Source organism: uncultured Tenacibaculum sp. (assembly GCF_947495995.1).
Lineage (GTDB): Bacteria > Bacteroidota > Bacteroidia > Flavobacteriales > Flavobacteriaceae > Polaribacter.
In genome coordinates, this window is record NZ_CANMAX010000001.1 from 290,409 (window position 1) to 307,168 (window position 16,760).

Below are 16,760 nucleotides of genomic sequence, written 5' to 3' on the forward strand. Positions count from 1 at the left end.
GACCTAATACATAGCTTAACAATGTATATGGTTTTATAAACAACATTGTATAACTGATTTCAACATGAACTTACATCGCAAACATATATTATTACTAATTTTCTCTTTACAAGTGCTGTTTTGTTTTGCTCAGAAAAAAGTAATCTCAGGTAAAATAACAGATCTTACTGAGACTCCTATCGAAGGTGCAGCTGTAATTCTTTATGATACAAGTAAAAAAATAATAGAATATACAGTTACAAACGATAAAGGTTACTATGAAATAAATTCGACAATAAGTTCTGGTTACACAATGGAAGTTTCTCACATTGCTTTCTTAAAAAAGCAATATAGCTTCACTAACGAAGATTTAAATAAGAGTTCACTTACAATTAATTTTACTTTAGAAGAAAATCTTACTTCTTTAGACGAAGTAATATTAGTGTCAAGTAAAAAAGCTAAAGACACCGTAAAATTAGATCTAGACAAATTAAATCTTTATGATAACGATAATCTTAAAGACATCTTAAATAAGATTCCAAATTTTAGATTATCAGATGACGGTACAATTATCTACAAAGGAAAAAATATCGATAAGATATTAGTAAACAAAAAGCCATCTTTCGAAAATCAAAATAGTATTGCTTTAGAGAACATTGAAAATAAAATTATTGAAGGAATAAGTGTTATCAACAATTATAACGATGATTTTTCTCTAGACTTCGACGAAGAAGAAGAAAGTGTTTTAAACATCGATACTAAAAACGAAAATCAAACCATAGTAAACGGTTCTTTAGAAGCTAAATATGGATATGATAATAAATATGAGATTAGAGCAAAAGGATTTCTATTTTCTTCATCATTAAATGCTTTCTTAACTCAGAACACAAATAACATTGGAAAAGCAACAATAAAATCTAATGAAATAAAGAAATTATTTAGCGAAGGACAACCTTTTTCACCGTATCAAGCACAAAGCTTAGGAATGTTATTCGCTACAAATGAAAATTTACAGAAAGATTTTTTCTCAAGTACAAACTTAACTTTAAGAAACCAAACACAACGTTTTAAAACTTCTGGAATCTTTTATCACTTTGCTCCAGATAGAATAAACAGCGTATTACAAAACACTAGTACTTTAGAAAATGAAAATCTACTGAACACAACCGATAATACAAGAACAAAAACACAATCTTTTTTAGCTGCTTTAGGTTTAGCTTATAAAGTTTCAGACAAAACAATTCTTAGTTATAACTTAAATGCAAACTATATAGATGATACTAATAAAAGTACTGTAGAAAATGAACTTTTCAATAATGGTACTCCTAGTGGAAACAACACTACTTTTTCTAACAATTTAAATGAAGTTTTCTCTGGGTTTCATCAATTAAATTTAAAAAGTAAAATCAGACAGAATTTAATCTTAGAAGCTAAGGCTGGATTATATCACGAAGGAACAAATTTCTTTAACGATTACACAGCTACTAGCAATACAAATTCAATTAGTGAAATTCAAGATTATAAATTTGATAAAAACGAATTTTCAGGTGGATTAGGATTACGTTTAAAAGTTTCTGAAGCTTTTATTCCTTTACTAACTGTAGATTATTACAACACTCAAGAAAAGATTTTTGACAAAGATGTTAGTCAGAATATTATTGATAGAGATCGTAACAATTATGTTTTCAATTTAAAAATTAGAGGTAACGATGTTATTAAAAAAGGATTAGGTTACCAGGCATCATTTGGTGTAGATAGTTTTACGAATATTTTAAATAATAACAGTGAACTGAATGATACATTTATTCCAATGTCGCTTTGGATCGATTATGATCGTAAAATGCACAGATACTTTATTGGATACGATAGAGAACGTAGATTCAATGAACTAGAATCAGGTATCAACACATTACAACCTTTTAATAGTATTTGGAATGGAAACCTTGCTTTTCCTTTAGGATTCAATTTTTCAGATGAATTGTATGCAAGTTACAACTACGATAATCTTTTCGATGCAGAAATCTTTTCATTATCTGTTTCTTATAAAACACAAAATAATTCGTTACAAAGAGCTTTTGTACAACAACAAAACGGAATTACAGAATATGAATTATTTATAGCAGACAAGTCTCGCGATTATTCTGTGGAAACATTTTACTCTAAAACGGTAGCTCAGATAAAATTTCCTACGAAAGTAGATCTATCATTATCGTATACACAATCTAAGTTTCCATCAAAAATAGCGCAGCAAGATGTTACTATTCAAGCTCAGAATATTGCTCCAAGAATTAATATTGAAACGATTACAGATAACTTTATCAACTTTAGTTTATCTACAAGATTATCATTCATTACTGATGAAGTAGAAAATCTTTCATACGATTCTAGATATTCTAGTAGTGCTTTTTCTCTACTATTTAAAGATAAATCTTACAAAGGAAACATCAGTTTTTTATACGATAACAACTTAATAAACAACACTACATTTTCAAGAAAAAACATCAACCTAGGTTTTGAATATACTCGTGGAAAAATAACCTACAGTATTGAAGGAAGACATATTGGAGAGTTACTTGGCTTCTTTGAAAACGATGCTTACAATTCGCAATTCATTATTAGAAACGGTATTACCACTACCCTAGTTAACAATCAATCATTAAACTATATCATCGCAGGAATTAAATTCAATTTTTAAAAAATAAAAAACTTATAACCTATTAAAACTTAATATCATGAAAACAATTAAAATCTTAGCCTTAATCATTTGTGTAAACTTATCATTAAACATCAACGCTCAATCAAATAAAAAAGAAGTATTAAAAGTAAAATATACTAGTGGATGTGTATCTGAATTTATGGTAGGAATGATGAAAAAACAAATTCAAGATCCTCAAAAATTATCTAGTTTTTTAAAGATGATGGGAGATTACAAAGTGCACAGTACATACTACATTAACACTAAAACTAAAGAATCTTTATTTGTGTTAGACTCTGTTTCTGAAGTAAAAAACTTAAGCACAACAGGATATACTTTTTACGTACTTAAAAACAAAAACGGAGAAATTAAAGGAAAAGAAAACTTTATGGGTAAAGACATCTTTTTCGAAGAAAAGAGTAATAACATTAAATGGGAATTTACTGCTGATCAAAAAGAAATTAACGGATACCAATGTAAAAAAGCACACTTAAAAGGAAATCCTGAAATCTACGCTTGGTTTACTCCACAAATTCCAGTAAACGGTGGACCATATACATTCTTCGGATTACCAGGATTAGTATTAGAAACTAACAGTCCGTTTGAATCAATCAACACAAATACAATCTCTTACTGTACAGCTGATGAATTTAACAACAAGTATAAAGAAGTAGATGCAAGAGATAAAAAAGCTAAATCTATTCCTTTATCTAAAGTACATGTAAAGAAAGAAAACTTTCAAAGAATGATCAGCAAAGGATAATAATCAACCTCAACTATATCAATAGAATATTCACCCCTTAAAAAATTAAAAGCAATGCAGTTAACGATAAAAAATTTAACCAAGAAATATAATTCAAAAAAAATAGGATTAAGTGATTATTCTATTGATATATCATCAGGAATATTAGGTGTTTTAGGTCCGAATGGCGCAGGAAAATCAACTTTAATGAAAATGATTTCTACCATTACAAAGCCAACACAAGGAACAATTTTCTTAAACGAAAACGACATTGTAAAACACCCGAACTACATGCGTCAAACATTAGGATATTTACCTCAAGATTTTGGAGTGTATCCAAATTTAAACGCATATGAATTTTTAGCCTACATGGCTGCAATGAAAGGTGTAGGTGGAAAAAACTTACACCACAGAATTGAAACTTTATTAGAAGAAGTAAACTTAACAGACGCTGCTAGAAATCAACTTAAAACATATTCTGGTGGAATGATTCAAAGAATTGGAATAGCGCAAGCTTTATTAAACGATCCTAAAGTTTTAATTTTTGATGAGCCAACAGTTGGGTTAGACCCTGAAGAACGTTTACGTTTTCGCGATTTAATCTCAGATTTAGCAACCAACAGGATTGTAATTCTTTCTTCTCATATCGTTTCTGATATCGAATCTATTGCAGATGAAGTTGCAATAATGAAAAAAGGAAATCTTATTGTAAAAGATAAACAAGATGCAATCGTAAAACTCGCTGAAGGAAAGGTTTACGAAACAATGATTAGTAAATCGAACATTATCAACTTTAAAAGTAATTTTAATGTAGTGAGTTCGTACCGTGTAAACGATCAATTTAAAGTTCGTTATACTTCAAATGCAGTAAATCAAATAGGAGAAATGGTTACTCCTACTCTAGAAGATGCTTATATCTATTTAACTAAAAACTAAATCCATTATGTTACCATATTTCAATATTATTAAAGGAAACTTTTTACAATACATAAGAAGCTATTCTTTCTTATTAACTATAGCATTTAGTTTATTTATAGCTTTTAACTTTGTACCATCTCCAGATGCTAATTATGTAACTGTTAGTTTTAGCGGATATACTGGAGCTTACAATTCAGAATGGATTGGTTTTGTCACAGCAATAATGGCTAGTACTTTTTTATCTCTTTGTGGTTTTTTCTTAGTAAACGGAAGTATCAGAAAAGATATAGAAACTAGAATTGGTCATATCATAGGAACAACAAGAATTTCTAATATTAATTATTTATTTGCTAAAATATTGAGTAATTTCTTGGTTCTACTTAGCATTTTAGCGATTATATTTTTAACCGGAATTTTCTTATTCTTCCTATACGGAAACGAATATGCTTTCAATTTACTAAGTTTTATAAAACCTTATTTATTTATTGCAATACCTTCTTTATTTGTTGTGGCTAGTCTTTCTGTAATCTTAGAAGTTATTTTTCCTAAAAAAAGAATGTTGCAATATGGAGTATTTTTATTCTTATTCTTTGCTATTTTATTTTCTTCATCAATAGAAAATAATGCGATTTTGTCTACCGATGTTTTCGGAATTCAACATACAACAAGCAGTGTATCAAATCAAGTTCAAGAAACCTTCAATAGAGAAAATGTAAGTTTATCTATTGGTTTTGTATCTGGTAATAGAAATCCACAAAAAATATTCGAGATGAATGCTTTATCTTTTCCTAATTGGTATATCATAAGTCGATTACTTTGGGTATTATTAGGAGTTTTAGGTGCTTTGATAATTTCGTTTTTCTTTCAACGATTTAATTTTAAAGAATCTCCAAAGAAGACAATTAGTTTTCATGAAGAATCTAAATACAAAAGTGCAGACTTTAAATTAGGTAATTTAGATGACGCTAATGTTGAGTTTTCATATAGTTTAGCTCCTTTAATTAATGCGGAAATATTGATGCTAATTAGGAAAAATCCGTCGTATTTATGGATACTGACTTTATGTGGTTTTATTAGCATGATTTTTATTCCTTTACATATAGCACATTTATATGTACTACCAATATTATGGTTTTTACAAGTAGCTGTTTGGTCTGATTTAGTTACGAAAGACAAAACATTTAGAACTCATTTCTTTACAAACTCATCTTATCACCCACTTAAGAGATTAACAATATCTAGAATCATAGCTGGTTTATCATTATCTATATGTATTGCGATACCTGTTTTAATTCGATATGTATTACAATTAGATATTACAAGTTTTATCAATATAATTTTAGGTGCAACTTTTATCGTAGTAACTGCAGTCTTTTTAGGTGCTTTCACCAAATCAAAAAAGACTTTCGAAATCGCCTTCTTCTTTCTAGTATACTGTAACATCAATCAAATAGAAGCATTAGATTACTTCGGAGGTTTGCATAACTCTTATAGTTACATTTTAGTAATGGTATTATTAACTACCTTATTATTTACAGCTTCTTATTTATTACTATACAAAAACAAGAATTATGGAAATTAAAACACTACTGAATAAATACGTATTAGTATTATATGATGGTGATTGTGGTTTTTGTAATCAATCAATTTTATTTCTATTACAAAAAAACCCTTCAGACAAACTTAGATTCATCGCACAGCAATCGGATACAGGAAAAGAACTACGAACTCTTTTCAATATAAATGCAAGCTTAGATTCTATTCTTTTAATAGAAGAAAACATTGTGTATACAAAATCGAATGGATTCTTAAGAATTTTAAACCATTTGAATTCTAAATGGAAGTATCTTTCTTACCTAAAATACACTCCTTCATTCATTAGTAATACGATTTACGATCTTATTGCCAAGTATCGTCATCAATTTTTACGAAAAAAGTGTAAAATGCTCACTCCTAAAGAACGTGAATATTTTATTTAAAATATTTTTTAACGTACAATAACTCAAGAACTTTTCGAAGTTCTTAAATATTAAACAGTTTTTTTTATCAAAATCACAAAAATTCAACTTTCGTAAATCATTTATTTGTTTTTATCATTTTAATATATAGATTTGTTTCAGACATTTAAGTTAAGAGTTATGTTACAAAATGTATGGCAAGGTTTCTATTTTTACTTTTACTATTTTAGTAAGAGGAGAGGCTTTGTATCATGTATTTAAGATAACATTAAATTATATAAATTATAAAGCCTCGATATATCGAGGCTTTTTTTATGGATTAAAATGAAAAAAATAGCCATCCAAGGAATAGAAGGAAGCAACCATCATATTGTTGCCGACAAGTTTTATCAAGAAGATATAAGCTTAGAAAAATGCTTGTCTTTTGATGCTCTTGTAGAAAGTTTAACTAGCAAAAAATCTGAGCAAGCTGTAATGGCGATCGAGAATACTATTGCTGGTTCAATTATACCTAACTACGCATTAATAGATAAATACAACTTACATATTTCAGGTGAATATTACTTACCTATTCATCACCATTTAATGGCATTACCGAATCAATCTATTGAAGAAATCAAAGAGGTTTGTTCACATCCGATGGCATTATTACAGTGTAAAGAATTCTTTAAACAACACCGTCATATAAAATTAGTTGAAGATGTAGATACTTCTGCAATTGCTCAACGAATTGCAGATAAACAATTAAAAGGCGTGGCTGCAATTGCTCCAAAAATGGCTGCAGATATTTTTAACCTAGAAGTTTTAGAAGATGAAATTCAAACGATTAAAAACAATGCTACTCGCTTTGTAATTCTTCAAACTTCTAATCCAGAAAACGGAAAAGAAGACATTAACAAAGCGTCTTTAAAGTTTGAACTCGATCATAAACGAGGAAGTTTAGCTGCGATATTAAATGTAATGAGCGATTGTAAACTGAATTTAACTAAAATTCAGTCGTTACCAAAAATCGAAACACCTTGGAAATATGCTTTTTTCGTTGATGTTACTTTCGATACGTATGAAGATTACGCTAAAGCCAAAGCAATTATAGAGATAATGGCTACAGATTTTAAAATATTAGGAGAATATAAAAACGGAAGATCATGATACAATTTGCAGATCGTTTAAATACCGTACAAGAATACTACTTCTCAAGAAAACTTAGAGAAGTTAGAGAATTAATCGCTGAAGGAAAACCAATTATTAATATTGGAATTGGAAGTCCAGATTTACAACCACCTTCAGAAGTTATTAAAGCTATTACCAATGGAATTAACGAAAACGGTGCTCATAAATACCAGAGTTACCAAGGAATCCCTGAATTAAGAGAAGCTATTTCATTATTTTACAAAACACACTACAACACAACTGTAAACCCTTCAAATGAAGTGCTTCCCTTAATGGGGAGTAAAGAAGGAATTATGCACATCTCTTTGGCTTTATTAAACGAAGGTGATCAAGTTTTAATTCCGAATCCAGGATATCCTACGTATACTTCTGTTACAAATCTTATTGGTGCAGAAGCTGTATACTATAATCTTTCTGAAGACAATGGATACCAACCTAATTTTGATGAATTAGAAAGTTTAGAGCTGTCAAAAGTAAAATTAATGTGGATTAACTATCCGCATATGCCAACTGGTGAAAATGCAAAAAAAGACACTTACGAAAAACTAATTCAGTTTGCTAAAAAACACAGTATTCTTATTGTAAATGATAATCCGTACAGTTTCATTTTAAATGAAAAACCAACTAGTATTCTAGAATTAGAAGGAGCTAAAGATGTGGCTTTAGAACTAAATTCTTTAAGTAAAACATTTAATATGGCGGGTTGGCGTGTAGGAATGTTGTTAGGAAATGCTAATTTTCTCAACCAAGTACTTAAAGTAAAAACACAAATGGACTCAGGAATGTTTTATGGAGTACAAAAAGGAGCTATAGAAGCTTTAAAAACTTCTAAAAGCTGGATTCAGCAACAAAACGAATTGTATAAAGAACGAAAAGCACTTGTTTTTCAGTTAGCAGAAAAAATAGGCTGCACTTTTAATAAAAACACAAGCGGACTTTTTGTTTGGGCAAAACTTCCTTCAGGAAAAACATCAGAAGAATTTATTGATGAATTGTTATATAAGTATCACATTTTCGCTGCGCCAGGAACTATTTTTGGTTCGCAAGGAGAAGGATACATTCGTTTCTCTTTATGCGTAAATAAAGATCAAATCAAAGAAGCTATTAACCGATTGGAAAATCATAACAATTAAGAGAATTATGAATGTTTTTGTAATAGGAATTGGATTAATTGGTGGTAGTTTAGCTAAAGATATTCGAGAGAAATATGCTGAAGCAGTACTATTTGGTGTAGACAATAATAAAGCTCATATCGATGAAGCTATTGAAAAAGGTATTGTTGATAAAGGCGCTTCTTTTGAAGATTTAAAGAATGCAGATATTGTTATTGTTTCTGTTCCTGTAGATGTTTCTTTGACTTTAATCCCTAAAGTTTTAGATATCGTTTCTGAAAACTGTTTGGTTTTTGATGTAGGATCTACCAAAGAACAAGTTTGCGAGGTAATTAAAGAACATCCTAAAAGAAGAAATTTCTTAGCAACCCATCCGATTGCTGGAACTGAATTTTCTGGTCCTTCTGCTGCTTTAAACGATTTATATAGAGGCAAAACAAATATTATTTGTGAAGTTGAAAAAACAGCTTTTAAGCTTCAAGAAAAAGCCTTAGAAATCTTTTCAAACCTTGGAATGAGAATCCGATATATGGATCCTGTTTCTCATGATAAACATATTGCTTACGTATCACATTTGTCTCACATAAGTTCGTTTATGTTGGGTAAAACGGTAATCGAAAAAGAAAAAAACGAACGAGATATTTTTGATATGGCTGGAAGTGGATTTGCTTCTACAGTTCGTTTAGCAAAAAGTTCGCCTGCAATGTGGACTCCAATTTTCGAACAAAACAAAGACAATGTCATAGAAACCTTAACAGAATACATTCAAAATTTAGAACATTTTAAAACATTATTAGAAGAAAATAATTTCTCAGCTATTTACACTGAGATGCAAAACACAAATTATATAAAACAAATTTTAAACGGAATACAAGAAGTAAAACTTCATTAAACGAAACTAAAAATGGAAAACAAACAAGAATTAAGAACATGGTTAGATGATTTCAAATTAAATCATCCCTTAGTAATAGCAGGACCTTGTAGTGCTGAAACTGAAGATCAAGTATTAAAGATCGCTCACGAATTAAAAGATAGTGATGCTACAGTTTTAAGAGCTGGGATTTGGAAACCAAGAACTAGACCTGGAAATTTTGAAGGTGTTGGTGCTTTAGGTTTAAAATGGTTAGAAACTGCTAAAAAGGAAACTGGAATGTTAACAACTACTGAGGTTGCGAACAAAAACCATGTTGAGTTAGCTTTAAAACATGATATTGATATTCTTTGGATTGGAGCAAGAACTACTGTGAGTCCTTTTATCGTTCAAGAAATTGCAGATGCTTTAGAAGGAACTGATAAAATTGTTTTAATTAAAAACCCAGTAAATCCAGATTTACCATTATGGTTAGGAGCTTTTGAACGTTTCTACACTGCTGGAATTACTAAATTAGGAGCTATCCATAGAGGTTTCTCTACTTATGAGAAAACGAGATACAGAAATAATCCAAACTGGCAAATTCCTATCGAATTACAAAATCGTTACCCAGATTTACCATTAATTTGCGATCCTTCTCATATTGCAGGTAGAAGAGATATCATTTTTGATATTTGTCAGACTGCTTTAGACTTAAACTTTGATGGATTAATGGTAGAAACACACTACGATCCAGATAATGCTTGGAGTGATGCTAAACAGCAAATCACACCAACGACACTTATCCAAATGATGGAAGATTTAAAAATCAGAAAAGAAACGGATACTGAAGTTGACTTTAAAAATGCTTTAAATACTTTAAGAACTCAAATCGATGTGGTAGATCACCAATTAATCGAAATGATGGGGAAGAGAATGAAGATTTCTGATAAAATCGGTTCATTAAAGAAAGAAAAGAACGTTGCGATTTTACAAACTAAACGTTGGAATGAAATCTTAGGTAAAATGATTTTAGAAGGTGAGGAAAATAACTTAAGTGAAGAATTTGTTTTAAAAATATTCAAGGCTATTCACCAAGAAAGTATTAATCATCAGAAAAAGATTATTAACGGATAAAAAAAAGCGCAGATTTGCGCTTTTTTTATTTTCTTTAGTATTCTAAACTAACCTACTATGAGAACCATCAACACTATAGATGATGTAATAAATACGCTAGAAGATATCATTAAAACATCTGAACAAAAACCTTCTACTCTAGGATATTTTGCTGCTTTATACTTAAAAGTAACTCGAAAAGTTAAAGAAGGTATCGCTGAAGGTTTTTTCGAAAATGGACCTAGAATGGAAAGACTAGATGTGATTTTTGCAACTCGATATATTGATGCTTATTTTAAATTTCAGGAAAATAAAACAATAACAGAATCATGGCAAAAAGCATTTGATCTTTCAGATAAATTTTGGCCAATTGTTTTACAACATTTATTAATTGGTATGAACGCTCATATTAATTTAGATTTAGGAATTGCTGCTTATGAGGTAACGAAAAATAGCGATATTCAAGATTTAAAAACCGATTTCAATAAAATAAACACCATACTTTCCTCTTTAGTAACAGATGTTGAAAACGATTTATCAACTATTTATCCTTTTCTCAAAAAAATCCTTAAACTAACAAGTAAATTTGACAACTTCTTAGTTGATTTTAGTATGGAAATAGCCAGAGATGGTGCTTGGGATTTTGCTGTAAAACTTGCAAATTCTTCAGAAGATAATATCCAAAACTTAATCAATAAGAGAGATAAGAGTGTTTCTGAAATTGCTTCGTTAATTACAAATCCTGGAATTATTGCAAATATTATCTTTGGTGTTATAAGACTTAGTGAAAGAGGAAGCATTAGTCAAAAAATTAACGATTTAACAAAATAAAGTCATTATTAAGATTCTCTAATTTATTCTCATCTTTGCAATATGATAGGAACTGTTTATAAATCTACAGGAAGTTGGTACTGGGTGAAACATGAAGAAACTTTTTATAAATGTAGGATAAAAGGAAAATTTAGAATAAAAGGTATCAAAAGTACAAACCCAATTGCTGTTGGAGATAAAGTTGAATTTACTGTAGAAACAAAGAACAACGAAGAAACAGGAATTATTACTACTATTTTAGATCGACAAAATTATATCGTTCGTAAATCTGTAAATCTATCTAAACAAACTCATATTATAGCATCGAATATCGATCAGGTATTTTTGATCGTTACCATAGATAATCCGCCTACTTTTACAACATTTATTGATCGTTTTTTAGTTACTGCGGAAGCTTATTCTATTGATACTATTTTAATTTTTAATAAGATTGACACCTACAGCATTGAACAAAAGGCTGAGATTCTGTATTTAAAAGACATTTACGAACCTATTGGATATAAATGCATAGAAACTTCTGCTAAAACGGGGAAGAATGTAGATCAAATTAAAGAAATGATGACTGGTAAAGTAAGCATGTTCTCAGGTCATTCTGGTGTTGGAAAAACTACTTTAGTAAACTGCATAGAACCAACATTAAACTTAAGAACAAAAGAAATTTCTGATCAACACAAACAAGGGCAACATACAACAACTTTTGCAGAAATGTTCGATTTAAGCTTTGATGCTTCTATTATTGATACTCCTGGAATTAAAGGTTTTGGAGTTGTAGATATGGAAAAAGATGAATTAGGAGATTATTTTCCAGAGTTTTTTGCACTTAAACAAGATTGTAAATTCAATAATTGTATACATTTAAATGAACCTAATTGTGCTGTAAAAGATGCTCTAGAAACAGGAGAAATTTCTTGGTCGAGATATAAAAGTTACTTACAAATCTTAGAAGGTGAAGAAGAAAATTATAGAACCGATATTTTATCTGGAAGACAATAAAACTAATTCATGAGAGCTGTAATTCAAAGAGTATCTAGAGCAAGTGTTACTGTTGATCAAAAAATCGTAGCTAATATTGCTGATGGACTATTAATTCTTCTTGGAATTGAAGATGAAGATAATGATGATGACATTACTTGGTTATCCAAGAAAATAGTGAATCTAAGAATATTTAACGACGAAAATAATGTAATGAACTCTTCGTTATTACAAACAAATGGAGAAGCCATAATTGTAAGTCAGTTTACATTACATGCATCAACAAAAAAAGGAAATCGACCTAGTTATATAAAAGCTTCTAAGCCAGATTTTGCAATTCCTATGTACGAAAAGTTTATTAAAGAATTTGAAAATCAATTAGGAAAAAAAGTTCAAACAGGAATATTTGGTGCAGATATGAAAGTTGATTTACTAAATGATGGTCCTGTAACTATAATTATAGATACAAAAGATAAAAAATAATTCCGCAGGCAATAAATATTAAATATATTTGCCATGGAATATAAATTTCATTATTCATATAAAACAATCTAAAAATGAAAAAATTAGTCTTATCATTAGCAGTAGTAGCTATCGCTTTAACTTCTTGTAAAGGTGAAAAGAAAGTAGAAGCTAAAGAAGAAGTAAAAATAGAAAAGAAGGTAACTAACCCTATCAACTCATACAACGTAAATGTTGCTGAATCTACAGTAACTTGGAAAGGAGCTCACCCAGTTGGTGAAGGACACAATGGTACTATTACTATTGAAAAAGGTTTATTTGATGTTGAAGGTGGAGTTGTAAAGGCTGGAGAATTCACTTTAGACATGAACTCTATTTCTTGTTCTGATTTAGAAGGAAAGAAAAAAGCTGGTTTAGAAGGTCACTTAAAGAATGAGGATTTCTTTAACGTTGGAAAATTCCCAAGTTCTAAATTTGAAGTAGCTAGTTCAGAAGTTAAAGATGGTAAATTACACATCACTGGTAACTTAACAATTAAAGATGTTACTAAGAGTATTACAATTCCTGCTACTTTAACTGAAAACGGGAACGACGTTACTTTAAAAAGTGAAACTTTCGGTGTAGATAGAACTGACTTTGGAGTTAAATATGGTTCTGGTAAATTCTTTGATAATTTAAAAGATAAAGCTATCAATGATATCATTGAATTTTCTTTTGAAATTAAAGCAAGAAAATAAGACAATCTTATTTATATAAAATAAAAAGCGAGCTTATAAGCTCGCTTTTTTTATGATTTCATCTACTTCAAATAACTCTTTAAAGTGGTAAACTATTTTTTCTTTTACCTCTTCTACATCTAGCTTCTTTCCTAATTCAGCTTCCATAGAAGCTACAGATTTATCATTAATTCCGCAAGGTACAATATGATCAAAATAACCTAGATTAGTATTCACATTAAGGGCAAAACCATGCATTGTAACCCACCTGCTTGTACGAATTCCCATAGCACAAATCTTTCTTGCAAATGGAGTACCGACATCTAACCAAACTCCAGTTTCTCCCTCACTTCGTTCACCTTTTAATCCATATTCACCAATAACTTTTATAATTACTTCTTCAAGTAGTCGCAAGTATTTATGAATATCTGTAAAGAAATTCTCAAGATCTAAAATAGGATAACCAACAATTTGTCCAGGTCCATGATACGTTATATCTCCACCCCTATTGATTTTATAAAAAGAAATTTCTTTCTCTTTTAATTGTTGTTCATTTAAAAGTAAGTGCTGCATATCTCCACTCTTCCCAAGTGTATACACATGTGGATGCTCAACAAATAAAAAATAATTTGTTGTTGGCTTATTTAATTGCTCTCTTCGATTTTTGATCTTTAAATCTACTATACTTTGCAGTGTTTCAGTTTGTAATTCCCAAGTATCTTTAAAATCTTTTTGAGATAAATCTATTAAACAGACGTTTTTATTCATAATAAAGATTAAACCTTTAGAGAACAAATTTCGTCTAAAAATTTAAATTAATAAAACAAATAGTAATCACTAATCTCAATATATATCTATATTCTTTTCAAGAATATTTTCATCATCAGTGCGTTTTTATTTATACATTTGTTAGAATCTCTTTTATTCGTTTTACTAAACGAGTAGTTAAAATCATTAAAATTATTTATTTATGAGAAAAACATTAATCCTGCTATTTATTAGTATTTATGTCGGTCATTCTCAATCTACTTGGAAAAAAATAACTCCTAAAAATATTTCAGCAAAAAGCAAACAAATTAAACCTAATGAAGATCTTCCTAACAAATATGGTTTATTCTCATTAGATTTATCTGTCTTTAAGAATAAATTAAAGATTAAAGCTAGAGGAATTAATCAAAGTATTTTTCTTCCTGATAACAATGGAAATATTTCTGAATTTACAATCAAAGAGACATCAAATTTCAATGAAGAATTGTCTCCTGAGTTTGGATTTATAAAATCATATTCAGTTACCAAAAAATCGGATAATAAAACCACTGGAAAATTAAGTGTTGGATCAGATGGAGTTCATTTAACATTATATTCTTTAGATAAACCAACTGTTTATCTAGATCCTCATACTAAAGATAACGAAACTTATATTTTATATAGTAGAAATGACTTAGATCATAACAATCGTTCTTCTCACTCGTGTAATGTTTTAGGTAATAATAGAAATGGTAAAAATTATTTTGGAAAAATTAAACATCGCATACTTAACGATGGTGTTTTAAGAACATACAGATTAGCACTTGCTTGTACAGGTGAATACGCGCAGTTTCACATCAACAATCAAGGTGTAAGATCTGGTACAGAAGCAGAACAAAGAGCTGCTGTTTTATCGGCTATGAACACTACCATGACAAGAGTTAATGGTATTTATGAAAGAGATATTGCTGTCCACATGAATATAGTTTTAGTTGGAGGAACCAACCCTTTAATAAACTTAGATCCTGTTAGCGATAATTTAGATAATAATGACTCTTTTGCTCTTATCAATCAAAATCAAACATTATGTGACAATGTAATAGGCTCTGCTAATTATGATGTTGGACATATTTTTGCTACTGGAAATGGAGGTATCGCGTATTTTAGATCGGTATGTGACAATGACGTAAAAGCTGGTGCAATGACTGGTTGGGATTCTCCTTTAGATGATCCTTTTGATATTGATTTTGTAGCTCATGAATTGGGTCATCAATTTGGAGGAAACCACACTTTTAATGGAGATACTGGTAGTTGCGTTGGAGGAAATAGAAATGACGAAACTGCCGTAGAACCTGGTAGTGGTTCAACAATTATGGCATATGCAGGTATTTGTTCTCCTAATAATGTTCAAAATAATAGTGATGATTATTTCCACACGATAAGTGTTCAGCAAATGTTAAGTTTTGTTCAAAATAGCACACCTTGTAGTGTCAACTCTAATACTGGAAATAATGCTCCTACAGCTGATGCTGGTTTAGATTATTCTGTTCCGAGAAGAACACCGTTAATTTTAAGAGGTTCTGGATCTGATAATGATGCTTCTGCTAACTTAACTTACTGTTGGGAACAAGTTGATAACGAAATTGTAATTTCTCCTCCTGCTTCAACAAGTACTGGTGGGGCTTCTTTCAGATCTTTATCGCCAACAACTTCTCCAAACCGTTATTTACCTGAGCTTGAAACCATAGTTTCTGGAGCGTTTTTTGATTTTTGGGAAGTGCTTCCTGAAGTAGCAAGAGAAATGAATTTTACGTTAACTGTAAGAGATAATCAGTCTGGTGGTGGATCTGTTGCTTTTGATAATATGAAGATTTCTGTAATTGATGTAAAACCTTTTGAAGTAACAACTCCAAGCACAGAAGTTAGTTGGGACGGAGCTACAACTCAAACTATTATCTGGGATAAATCTACTACAGATCAAGCTCCTATTAATTGTAGAAATGTTCGCATAAAATTATCTACCGATGGTGGTGTTACGTTCCCTACAACTATAGTTAATAGTACACCAAATGACGGAATTGAGAATGTTATTATTCCTAATCTTCCAACCACACAAGCTAGAATTATGATAGAAGCTGTTGATAATATTTTCTATAACGTAAACTCTACAAACTTTACTATTATTGATAATCCTGATGCTGGAACTGGAGATGTGGTTGATTTCGATAATTTCAATTTATTCCCAAATCCTACTTCAGATAAAAGCTTTAATTTAATTTTCGATATTGAAGCTCAGAGTAATGTCAAAATTCAATTATTTGATTTAAGAGGTAGATTGGTTGAAAACAAAGAATTTAATAGCCCTACTAATAAATTTGCGGAACAATTAGAATATAGAAGTGTAAATCCTGGTTTATATCTTTTACAAGTTCTAAAAGATGGTAAAAAAGAGGTTCGAAAAGTTATTATAAAATAAAAAAAGCCGAGGCATT

The 16,760-nt window shown here is 29.9% G+C and carries 15 protein-coding genes; 14 read left to right on the forward strand and 1 reads right to left on the reverse strand.

The genetic code is table 11. The annotated features are described in order from the left end of the window. The first annotated feature begins 64 nt into the window (after nt 1-64). From Q1A15_RS01290 to Q1A15_RS01350, 13 genes are all read left to right on the forward strand, one after another. Complete coding sequence (locus tag Q1A15_RS01290; RefSeq protein WP_299617579.1) at nt 65-2,674, forward strand: carboxypeptidase-like regulatory domain-containing protein; 2,610 nt, start codon at nt 65-67, stop codon at nt 2,672-2,674. Nucleotides 2,675-2,711: 37 nt separating this feature from the next. Beyond that, nucleotides 2,712-3,437 (forward strand): GLPGLI family protein, encoded by a 726-nt coding sequence (locus Q1A15_RS01295; protein WP_299617581.1) that lies wholly within the window; start codon nt 2,712-2,714, stop codon nt 3,435-3,437. A gap of 54 nt (nt 3,438-3,491) precedes the next feature. Further along, nucleotides 3,492-4,352: an ABC transporter ATP-binding protein gene (locus tag Q1A15_RS01300; protein WP_299617583.1), complete on the forward strand. Its 861-nt coding sequence runs from the start codon at nt 3,492-3,494 to the stop codon at nt 4,350-4,352. A gap of 7 nt (nt 4,353-4,359) precedes the next feature. Then, complete coding sequence (locus Q1A15_RS01305; protein ID WP_299617585.1) at nt 4,360-5,916, forward strand: hypothetical protein; 1,557 nt, start codon at nt 4,360-4,362, stop codon at nt 5,914-5,916. Continuing rightward, on the forward strand, nt 5,906-6,313 hold the full coding sequence (locus Q1A15_RS01310; RefSeq protein ID WP_299617587.1) for a DUF393 domain-containing protein: 408 nt from the start codon (nt 5,906-5,908) through the stop codon (nt 6,311-6,313). The genes Q1A15_RS01305 and Q1A15_RS01310 overlap by 11 nt, the downstream gene beginning before the upstream one ends. Nucleotides 6,314-6,616: 303 nt before the next feature. Further along, nucleotides 6,617-7,441: a prephenate dehydratase gene (locus Q1A15_RS01315; RefSeq protein WP_299617589.1), complete on the forward strand. Its 825-nt coding sequence runs from the start codon at nt 6,617-6,619 to the stop codon at nt 7,439-7,441. Beyond that, complete coding sequence (locus Q1A15_RS01320; RefSeq protein WP_299617591.1) at nt 7,438-8,595, forward strand: aminotransferase class I/II-fold pyridoxal phosphate-dependent enzyme; 1,158 nt, start codon at nt 7,438-7,440, stop codon at nt 8,593-8,595. The genes Q1A15_RS01315 and Q1A15_RS01320 overlap by 4 nt, the downstream gene beginning before the upstream one ends. A 7-nt stretch (nt 8,596-8,602) precedes the next feature. Beyond that, nucleotides 8,603-9,466, forward strand: coding sequence for a prephenate dehydrogenase (locus Q1A15_RS01325; RefSeq protein ID WP_299617593.1), 864 nt, complete (start codon nt 8,603-8,605; stop codon nt 9,464-9,466). 12 nt (nt 9,467-9,478) lie between these two features. Next, entirely contained in the window at nt 9,479-10,561 is a 1,083-nt protein-coding gene (locus Q1A15_RS01330; RefSeq protein WP_299617595.1) for a bifunctional 3-deoxy-7-phosphoheptulonate synthase/chorismate mutase type II, read from the forward strand. Nucleotides 10,562-10,618: 57 nt separating this feature from the next. Next, entirely contained in the window at nt 10,619-11,371 is a 753-nt protein-coding gene (locus Q1A15_RS01335; RefSeq protein ID WP_299617597.1) for a DUF5995 family protein, read from the forward strand. A gap of 42 nt (nt 11,372-11,413) precedes the next feature. Further along, nucleotides 11,414-12,364 (forward strand): ribosome small subunit-dependent GTPase A, encoded by a 951-nt coding sequence (gene rsgA / locus Q1A15_RS01340; RefSeq protein WP_299617599.1) that lies wholly within the window; start codon nt 11,414-11,416, stop codon nt 12,362-12,364. Nucleotides 12,365-12,373: 9 nt separating this feature from the next. Next, on the forward strand, nt 12,374-12,826 hold the full coding sequence (dtd, locus tag Q1A15_RS01345; RefSeq protein ID WP_299617601.1) for a D-aminoacyl-tRNA deacylase: 453 nt from the start codon (nt 12,374-12,376) through the stop codon (nt 12,824-12,826). Nucleotides 12,827-12,900: 74 nt separating this feature from the next. Then, nucleotides 12,901-13,542, forward strand: coding sequence for a YceI family protein (locus Q1A15_RS01350; protein ID WP_299617603.1), 642 nt, complete (start codon nt 12,901-12,903; stop codon nt 13,540-13,542). A 33-nt stretch (nt 13,543-13,575) separates the two neighbouring features. On the opposite strand, the gene lipB is transcribed toward Q1A15_RS01350, so the two are convergent. Then, nucleotides 13,576-14,289: a lipoyl(octanoyl) transferase LipB gene (gene lipB, locus Q1A15_RS01355; protein ID WP_299617605.1), complete on the reverse strand. Its 714-nt coding sequence runs from the start codon at nt 14,287-14,289 to the stop codon at nt 13,576-13,578. Between the two features lie 202 nt (nt 14,290-14,491). Between lipB and Q1A15_RS01360 the strand changes: the two genes are divergently transcribed. Beyond that, complete coding sequence (locus tag Q1A15_RS01360; protein WP_299617607.1) at nt 14,492-16,744, forward strand: reprolysin-like metallopeptidase; 2,253 nt, start codon at nt 14,492-14,494, stop codon at nt 16,742-16,744. The last annotated feature ends 16 nt before the right edge of the window (nt 16,745-16,760 follow it).

Bases quoted from the DNA above. Each gene is read 5' to 3' on its own strand.
- Q1A15_RS01290 (WP_299617579.1), top strand. From the start codon at position 65: ATGAACTTACATCGCAAACATATATTATTACTAATTTTCTCTTTACAA.
- Q1A15_RS01295 (WP_299617581.1), top strand. From the start codon at position 2,712: ATGAAAACAATTAAAATCTTAGCCTTAATCATTTGTGTAAACTTATCA.
- Q1A15_RS01300 (WP_299617583.1), top strand. From the start codon at position 3,492: ATGCAGTTAACGATAAAAAATTTAACCAAGAAATATAATTCAAAAAAA.
- Q1A15_RS01305 (WP_299617585.1), top strand. From the start codon at position 4,360: ATGTTACCATATTTCAATATTATTAAAGGAAACTTTTTACAATACATA.
- Q1A15_RS01310 (WP_299617587.1), top strand. From the start codon at position 5,906: ATGGAAATTAAAACACTACTGAATAAATACGTATTAGTATTATATGAT.
- Q1A15_RS01315 (WP_299617589.1), top strand. From the start codon at position 6,617: ATGAAAAAAATAGCCATCCAAGGAATAGAAGGAAGCAACCATCATATT.
- Q1A15_RS01320 (WP_299617591.1), top strand. From the start codon at position 7,438: ATGATACAATTTGCAGATCGTTTAAATACCGTACAAGAATACTACTTC.
- Q1A15_RS01325 (WP_299617593.1), top strand. From the start codon at position 8,603: ATGAATGTTTTTGTAATAGGAATTGGATTAATTGGTGGTAGTTTAGCT.
- Q1A15_RS01330 (WP_299617595.1), top strand. From the start codon at position 9,479: ATGGAAAACAAACAAGAATTAAGAACATGGTTAGATGATTTCAAATTA.
- Q1A15_RS01335 (WP_299617597.1), top strand. From the start codon at position 10,619: ATGAGAACCATCAACACTATAGATGATGTAATAAATACGCTAGAAGAT.
- rsgA (WP_299617599.1), top strand. From the start codon at position 11,414: ATGATAGGAACTGTTTATAAATCTACAGGAAGTTGGTACTGGGTGAAA.
- dtd (WP_299617601.1), top strand. From the start codon at position 12,374: ATGAGAGCTGTAATTCAAAGAGTATCTAGAGCAAGTGTTACTGTTGAT.
- Q1A15_RS01350 (WP_299617603.1), top strand. From the start codon at position 12,901: ATGAAAAAATTAGTCTTATCATTAGCAGTAGTAGCTATCGCTTTAACT.
- lipB (WP_299617605.1), bottom strand. From the start codon at position 14,289: ATGAATAAAAACGTCTGTTTAATAGATTTATCTCAAAAAGATTTTAAA.
- Q1A15_RS01360 (WP_299617607.1), top strand. From the start codon at position 14,492: ATGAGAAAAACATTAATCCTGCTATTTATTAGTATTTATGTCGGTCAT.